This window comes from Trebonia sp. (assembly GCF_049794275.1).
Classification (GTDB): Bacteria; Actinomycetota; Actinomycetes; order Streptosporangiales; family Streptosporangiaceae; genus Trebonia.
Window position 1 is genome coordinate 1 of record NZ_JBARCR010001029.1, and the last position, 2,093, is coordinate 2,093.

The 2,093-nt window shown below is 71.2% G+C and carries 4 protein-coding genes; 1 reads left to right on the forward strand and 3 read right to left on the reverse strand.

All coding sequences use genetic code 11. The features are described 5' to 3' along the window. The coding region (locus WA805_RS25845; RefSeq protein ID WP_425243646.1) for a helix-turn-helix transcriptional regulator at positions 1-315 on the reverse strand (315 nt) is incomplete at its 3' end. 64 nt (positions 316-379) lie between these two features. Here WA805_RS25845 and WA805_RS25850 point away from each other — a divergent pair. Beyond that, entirely contained in the window at positions 380-865 is a 486-nt protein-coding gene (locus WA805_RS25850; protein ID WP_422287966.1) for a hypothetical protein, read from the forward strand. Positions 866-1,156: 291 nt separating this feature from the next. Here WA805_RS25850 and WA805_RS25855 read toward each other — a convergent pair whose 3' ends face one another. Beyond that, complete coding sequence (locus WA805_RS25855; RefSeq protein WP_425243647.1) at positions 1,157-1,837, reverse strand: hypothetical protein; 681 nt, start codon at positions 1,835-1,837, stop codon at positions 1,157-1,159. 17 nt (positions 1,838-1,854) lie between these two features. Beyond that, on the reverse strand, positions 1,855-2,093 hold a 239-nt coding region (locus tag WA805_RS25860; protein WP_422287970.1), incomplete at its 5' end, for a carboxymuconolactone decarboxylase family protein.

The window sequence follows — 2,093 nt, forward strand, 5'->3', positions numbered from 1 at the left end:
GATCTTGCGCTGCGCGGCGGCGAGCGCGTCCGCGAGCCCGAGCTCCGCGACCGCCGCTGGCACGCCGAGCACCAGCAGCGCCGAAGCCTCGTCGGCGGACAGCCCGCGCAGCGGGAAGCGGTAGCCGTCGAGCAGCCAGCAGCCGCCGTTCGGGCCCGACTCGGTGACCACCGGCACTCCCGCGGTGTTCAGCGCCGCGATGTCCCGGTACACGGTGCGCACCGACACCTCGAGCTCGGCCGCGAGGGCGCGTGCGGGCAGCCGCCCGCGCGCCTGCAGCAGCAGCACCAGCGAGACCAGCCGATCGGCGCGCACACCGCACAGCCTACGGACCATCGCTGACACGACATGTCAGCGATACCCCGCTACCGTCGCCGCCATGATGACCTGGACCGAGTTTCAGCAAGAACAGCCCGCGCTGGCCCACGTCGGCCGCGACCAGTTCTACCAGCACGGAATGGGCCTCGGCTTCATCGCCACGGTGCGCAAGGACGGCGGGCCGCGGGTACACCCGGTGTGCCCGGTGATCAGCCCGGCCGGGCTGCACGTCCTCATCCTCCCCGGGCCGAAGCGCGGGGACCTGCGCCGCGACGGCCGCTACTCACTGCATACCGAGATGTTCCCCCCGCCGCGCGAGGACGACGGCTTCGCGGTCTCGGGAACGGCGGCGGAGATAACGGACACCGCAACCTGGGAGACGGTCCGCGCCCAGGTCATCGGGGACTTCGGCGAGCTGTGGCCGAACTATGACACGCTCACCTTGTTCGAGCTGTCGGTGGCGAGCTGCCTGCTCACGCTCACCCAGCCCGGCGACGGCTTCCCGAAGGGCCCGACGATCTGGAAAGCATCCGAGCACCATGAATGAGCCCAGTCAGCCGCGGCGCCCAGCATGATCACGAAAGAAAAATCTCCTATGCGCGAACTTTTCTTTCGTGATCATGAAATTGGCGTGCTCAGGCCGGCCGTTGCGGGCACGCTGGCGGGAGTCGTGTGGGCTGCGGGGTGGGCGGGGATGGGGAGAACCGTGCGGCCGGGCATTAGGTGCCGCGCTCGGGTACCGGGATCGTGTTCAGGCTCGCGGCCAGCACTATCCCGCGGCCGGGGCTCCGACGCGGGCACGCTGAGCCGTCCGGGAGGGGCAGGCGACGGCAACGGGCTAGCCGAACGCCTTGTGGAGCCCGAACAGCCGCCGTTCCCGCTCGATCGCCAACTCGACCAACCGGTTCCGCCGCGGCGTCGATACGGACGCCTGGTAGGCCGGCTGCTCGAATACCGCCGCCGACTCGACCTCGGACAGCGCGAGGTACGTCGGCGCGCCTCCTTCGAGGAGCCGGTAGCGCCTGACCCGCCGCCAGCCGGGCACCTTGAGCAGCGCCGGGATGTGCTCGCCGGCGTACCACGCCGCGAGGTCCGCCTCGGCGGACGGCGGCACGGACAGCGACACCGCCAGCACCACCGGCGGCCCCGCGAGCACGTCAGGCCCGTCAGGCCCGTCGGACTCGCCCGGCGGGTCATCGCCGCCGGGCGCCGAGTCGTCGCTGATCAGCTCGTACACCCGGCGGTCGAGCGTCGCCAGCGACGACATGATCGACTTCTCCCGCGCCGACGCGTTGTCCGCGAGCGCCCGGTACTCCGGGCTGTCCAGCGTGCCCTGCCGGAACTCGTAGTAGGCGAGCCACGGCGGCAGTGCGTCGTCGAGCGCGTGGAACCGGGACCCCGACGTGATGCCGGGCACGGTCAGCCGGGCGGGGCCGTGCTCGTTGTCGTACCAGTCGTTGAACTCAGCTGCCGGGACGGGACCAGGGTCGGTGTACACGAACAGCAGACCGTCAGCCATGTCAACGATCGTAACTCTCAGCCGGGGCTGACGGCCGCGCCGAACGGGTCTTCGCCCGGCGACACCTGGAGCGCCACGAGCACCCGGGAGACCATGTTGTAGGCCGCCACCGTGACGGTCAGCTCGAGCAGTTCCTGCTCGCCGAAGTGCGCCCGCACCGCGTCGAACACCTGGTCGGGCACCGTCACGTGCACGGTCATCGCGTCGGCGTAGGCCAGCGCCGCCCACTGCGCCGGGCTCAGCCCGCCGCCGGCGG

Excerpts from the sequence above, each read along its gene's own strand:
- WA805_RS25850 (WP_422287966.1), top strand. The coding sequence starts at position 380 with ATGATGACCTGGACCGAGTTTCAGCAAGAACAGCCCGCGCTGGCCCAC.
- WA805_RS25855 (WP_425243647.1), bottom strand. The coding sequence starts at position 1,837 with ATGGCTGACGGTCTGCTGTTCGTGTACACCGACCCTGGTCCCGTCCCG.